This is a genomic window from Candidatus Infernicultor aquiphilus (assembly GCF_002784285.1).
In the GTDB taxonomy this organism is placed as follows: domain Bacteria; phylum Atribacterota; class Phoenicimicrobiia; order Phoenicimicrobiales; family Phoenicimicrobiaceae; genus Infernicultor; species Infernicultor aquiphilus.
In genome coordinates this window covers 1-5,034 of sequence record NZ_PFKO01000344.1, presented here as the reverse complement: position 1 = coordinate 5,034, position 5,034 = coordinate 1, and the positions used below count along the sequence as shown (strand labels likewise).

5 protein-coding genes and 1 tRNA gene are annotated in these 5,034 nt (G+C 33.0%); all 6 read right to left on the bottom strand.

From position 1 onward, the window contains the following. Window positions 1–323 precede the first annotated feature (323 nt). The 6 genes from pth to spoVG all read right to left on the bottom strand — a co-directional run bounded on the left by pth (window position 324) and on the right by spoVG (window position 4,768). The gene (pth, locus tag COZ07_RS09725; protein WP_406608376.1) at window positions 324–902 is read right to left on the bottom strand and encodes an aminoacyl-tRNA hydrolase; all 579 of its coding nucleotides are present in this window, start codon (window positions 900–902) and stop codon (window positions 324–326) included. A gap of 31 nt (window positions 903–933) precedes the next feature. Beyond that, entirely contained in the window at window positions 934–1,659 is a 726-nt protein-coding gene (locus COZ07_RS09720) for a 50S ribosomal protein L25/general stress protein Ctc (RefSeq protein WP_406608368.1), read from the bottom strand. Between the two features lie 71 nt (window positions 1,660–1,730). Then, window positions 1,731–2,693, bottom strand: coding sequence for a ribose-phosphate pyrophosphokinase (locus COZ07_RS09715; protein WP_406608367.1), 963 nt, complete (start codon window positions 2,691–2,693; stop codon window positions 1,731–1,733). Between the two features lie 48 nt (window positions 2,694–2,741). After that, window positions 2,742–4,112, bottom strand: coding sequence for a bifunctional N-acetylglucosamine-1-phosphate uridyltransferase/glucosamine-1-phosphate acetyltransferase (gene glmU, locus COZ07_RS09710; protein ID WP_406608366.1), 1,371 nt, complete (start codon window positions 4,110–4,112; stop codon window positions 2,742–2,744). Between the two features lie 204 nt (window positions 4,113–4,316). Then, window positions 4,317–4,391 (bottom strand) — tRNA-Gln (locus COZ07_RS09705). A gap of 29 nt (window positions 4,392–4,420) precedes the next feature. Next, window positions 4,421–4,768 (bottom strand): septation protein SpoVG, encoded by a 348-nt coding sequence (gene spoVG / locus COZ07_RS09700; protein ID WP_406608365.1) that lies wholly within the window; start codon window positions 4,766–4,768, stop codon window positions 4,421–4,423. Window positions 4,769–5,034: the final 266 nt, after the last annotated feature.

Genomic DNA, 5,034 nt, shown 5'->3' with positions numbered 1-5,034 from the left:
GCCTGTCTATTAGTCGTCAGTCATTGCGAGCTCTGATTTATCAGAGCGTGGCAATCTCTTTATTAAGTTTTTACCGGGCTTGATAAATCAAGCCCCTACCCATTACTTATTACCCTTTACCAATCACTCATTACCATTTTCTCCTGACTTCTGGATCCTGACTTCTGAATTCTGACTTCTATTTTCTTTACGAGATACGAGATAAGAATTACTTCTACCGAAGAAATTTGAAGGATTAGAATGTAGGGGCACGATGCATCGTGCCCACAGGAGAAATTAGGTAATAGCTTTAAATAATATTTTTTACAGTAAATAATTTTAGATTAAGATAGCTCCAATTTTCTATTGTATTTTCTCATCGCTTTTTCAAGGCCATCTTCTATTACTGTCTTTATTGCCTCAGTAGATAGTTGTATTACTTCACTTATTTTATCCTTTTCGTTATTATTAAAATTAGAAAGGACATAAGAGGCATAATCAAAATTAGAATTTATTGAAGGTTTACCAATCCCTATTCTTAAACGAGGTATATCTTCACTATTTAAATATTGAATAATCGACTCCACTCCCTTATGACCGCCAGCACTCCCTCTTTTCCTGATCCTGATCTGACCTAATTCTAAATTCAGATCATCATAAACTATCAATAAATCTGGAAAGGATATCCGGTAGTAGGAAACAATCTTGCTTACTGATTTCCCGCTTAAATTCATATAAGTCTGCGGTTTTACCAATATTAATTTATGATTCATTAGTTTCCCTCGGGAAACTAATGAATCATAAGATTTCACCCTTTTAAATTCTATTTCTATATTTAGAGCTAAGTTATCAATTATTCTAAACCCTATATTGTGTCGACTGAATTCATATTGCAAACCAGGATTACCCAAACCAACTACCATCTTCAATAAAGTTCACTATCCTTTTGCCATCCTATTCTTTTTTAGATTCTTTTTTAGATTCTTTTTTAGATTCTTTTTTTGGTGCAGAAGAAGGAGTTTCTGTCTTTACTTCTACTTTTTCTTCTCCTTTAGTTACTTCTTTTTCTTCGGTTACTGCTTCCCCTTCTACTACTTCTTTAACTACCTCTTCTTCTTTAGCAGGAGGAACTAAGGCAGCAACAATTCTATCTGATTTAGTTAATACTTCAACTCCTTCAGGAAGCTGTATTTCTCCAACTGTAATATTATCTCCTATCTTCAGATTGCTCAAGTCTACTTTTAAACTCTCTGGTACTTTAGAAGGTAAACATTCTATTTCAACTTTTCGTAATTCCACATTTAAAATTCCCCCATCTATTGCTCCGATAGGTTGGCCTATTAATTCAATATTAATTTCCATGGTTAATTTCTCTTTTAGAGTTACTCCATAAAAATCAACATGAACTATCTGCTTCTTTAAAGAATTATACTGAAAGTCTTTAATCACAACTAATCGGCTAACTTTTTTATTCCCATCATCTATTTCTAAATCAATGAGTTGGTGTGTTTTGCTAGCTAATAATCTTAATAAATTTTCTCTTTTAACTTTTAACAGTATATTTTCTTTATCATGAGGAGAATATAGTATTCCAGGAATATCACCTTTTCTCCTAAATTTCTTATTAATTTCTTTCCCAGTTCCATTTCTTAATTCTACTTCTAATTTCGATGTCTCCATTTTATTAACCTCCATTTTCGTATATTGTATATCGTATCTCGTGAAGAAGATAGACTTATATATTATTCTATTTAATTAAATAAAGTACTTACTGATAAATTATTATGAATCCTATTAATTGCTTCCGCAAATATTTCTGCTACTGATAAAATTTTAATACCTGGTATACTCTTATTATGGTCAATGGGAATGGTATTAGTAACTACTACTTCTTTAAATAAACCATCATGCAAAGATTTTTCTATTCTTTCTTTTGCCGGACCAGCAAAGACCGCATGGGTAGCACAAACATATACTTCTTTTGCCCCAGCATTTAATAATGCCTGGGTTCCCCTAATTATTGAAGCAGCTGTATCAATAAGATCATCAACTATAATAGCAGTTTTATCCTTTACTTCTCCTACAATATGCATTATTTCTACTTCATCAAAAGCTGATCTATATTTATCAATAATGGCAATAGGTTTTGCAAGGCGTCCAGAAAACTCTCTAGCTCTAGCGGTCCCCCCTACATCAGGAGAAACTACCACCACTTTATCCAAATTTTTTTCTTTAATGTAATTCGATAATATGGTTACACCTTCTAACTGATCTACCGGGATATCAAAAAATCCCTGAATTTGCCCGGCATGTAAATCCATAGTAATTACCCGATTAGACCCTGCAGAAACTAATAAATTAGCAACTAATTTAGCGGTAATTGGCTCACGGGGTTTAGTCTTTCTTTCCTGGCGAGCGTAACCATAATAGGGTATAACTGCAGTAATCCTTCCTGCTGAAGCTCTTCTTAGAGCATCTATCATAATTAATAATTCCATTAGATATTCATTAGCTGGTGGACAGGTAGATTGGATTATAAAAACATCTTCCCCTCTTACACTTTCCTCGATCTTAACTTTAATTTCGCCATCAGGGAATCTAGAAACATCTGCCTGACCTAAAGACATATTTAAATACCTACCTATTTCTTCCGCTAAATTTTTATTGGAATTCCCAGCAAATATCTTTAATGTTCTTTGGTCATAAGATAACAAATTTCTATTATCTCCCTCTCTTTAAATTTCCCTATTTGAAATTTTATTTTATGTTCGTTTTCTTCTCTTGCTCCATCCTTTAATATTTCTTTGTTTAGAGCGGGCAATAGCCAGGCTATCTGGGGGTACATCCTCGGTAATAGTTGAGCCAGCTCCGGTATAAGAACCTTTTCCTAATTTCACTGGTGCCACTAAAGAGTTATTGCTTCCGATAAATACTCCTTCTTCTATGACCGTTTTATTCTTTTTTTGTCCATTATAATTACAAGTAATAGTACCTGCTCCAATATTCACTTGTTTACCAATTACCGCATCTCCTAAATAGGTTAAATGAGAAGCTTTACTACCCTCACCTAAGATAGTTTTTTTTAATTCTACAAAATTTCCTATCTTTGCTCCTTTTTTTACGATAGTTTCTGGACGTAAGTGAGCATAAGGACCAATATTTACTCTTTCTTTAACCGTACTACCTTCTATTATTGAAGCCCAAATTTTAACTCCATTCCCTATATTAGCATCAATTAGATGAGAGTAAGGTCCAATAAGACAACTTTTCCCAATTTTAGTACCTTTTTCAATAATAGTAAAAGGATAAATAATGGTATCCTGACCGATTTTAACTCCCGGTTCTATAAAAGTACTGTTAGGATCAATTATACTTACCCCTTGAAACATTAATTTTTGAATCATTCTTTGATAAACCTTTTTTGAAGCATTGGCCAAATCTAATTGAGTATTTATCCCTAATATTTCTGAATTATCTTTTGCTATTATACTGCCTACCTCTAATCCTTCCTTTAATAATATCTTTACTAGATCAGTTAGATAATATTCCCCTTGTTTATTCTCAGGAACAATTTTTTCTAAAGCTTGAAATAGTTTCTCCTTGTCAAAACAATAAATTCCGGTATTTATTTCAGTTATTAGCTTTTTGTCTACGGGCAAGTCTACCTCTTCGATAATTCCTTCCATCTTACCTTCTTTATCTCTAATAATTCTACCATAACCCTGAGGGTTTTTTAAAATAGCAGAAATTAAGGTGCAACAAAAATTATTACTCTGGTGATATTTCAAGAGCCTTTTTAAAATTTTAACCGTTAAAAAGGGGACATCACCGGATAGAATCAGCACATTTCCTTTAAAATCAGACAATAATTCTTTAGTTTGTAAAACTGCATGGGCTGTTCCTAACTGTTCTTTCTGTTCTGCATACTCTATCTTATCGCCAATCAATTCTCTTATCTTCTCGCTCTTATAACCTACGATTATTATCTTTCTTTTTACTTCAAAATGATTAATCGTATCCAATACATAATTTAAAATTGGTTTCCCGGCAAGATTATGAAGGACTTTAGGCAGATCAGATTTCATCCTCTTGCCTTTACCTGCTGCCATAATCACCACGGCAGTTTCTTTCATAATCATACCCCCAATTTCGTATCTCGTATCTCGTGAATCGTATCTCGCTAAAATACAGTAACAAGTAATATGTAATGAGTAATAAGATAAATTTCCCAAATTATAAAAACAGGTACTTATCACAGGTTACTTGTCACATATTACACATTACAAAACTTACCGGCAAACCGGATAACTGGCTGACTAATGAATAACTGAGTTATATGGCTGGGGTGGAAGGGTTCGAACCTTCGAATGCGGGATCCAAATTCCCGTGCCTTACCACTTGGCTACACCCCAAACCGAGATTTTTTAGTCTTTTTACTTATTTAGAATTGATCTTCTTCTTTATTTTCAGTATCTTCTACTTTTTCTTCTACTTCAGTTACTTCAGTCTCCACTTCTTTTTTTTGGGGAGCCTCTTCTACTTCTTTTTGATAAACTTCTAAAACAGCATTCTGTATTTTTTCTCTAATCTCGGTATTTATAGGATGAGCAATATCCTTATGATCTCCATTAGGAAGTCTCTTACTGGGCATTGCCACAAACATACCCTTAGTGCCATCAATAACTCGTAAATCATGTACTACAAAAGAATCATCAAAGGTAATTGATACATAGGCCCTTAATTTTCCTTCTGTCTCTATCCTTCTTAGTCTAACATCTGTAATTTCCACTTAACACACCGCCTTTTTAGTTTTATTTTTATAATTTATTGCACTTCGCATCTGTATTAGCTTATTACAATAAACACCTGTTAATTGCAATATTAAAACTACTAATTAAAATAATATGGTTTAATTTATTTTAATCTCTTACCTCCCAACTACTTAATTTGAGCAATTTACTCCAGATTTTTCACATAGCTGTTATTACCTCCCCCATTTTAGTAAATATTTAAATACATATTATAAGATATTCAAGGGGAATTTTTCCCCTTGAA

Coding starts and splice junctions, on each gene's coding strand:
- glmU (WP_406608366.1), bottom strand. CDS start 4,112: ATGAAAGAAACTGCCGTGGTGATTATGGCAGCAGGTAAAGGCAAGAGG.
- pth (WP_406608376.1), bottom strand. CDS start 902: ATGGTAGTTGGTTTGGGTAATCCTGGTTTGCAATATGAATTCAGTCGA.
- COZ07_RS09720 (WP_406608368.1), bottom strand. CDS start 1,659: ATGGAGACATCGAAATTAGAAGTAGAATTAAGAAATGGAACTGGGAAA.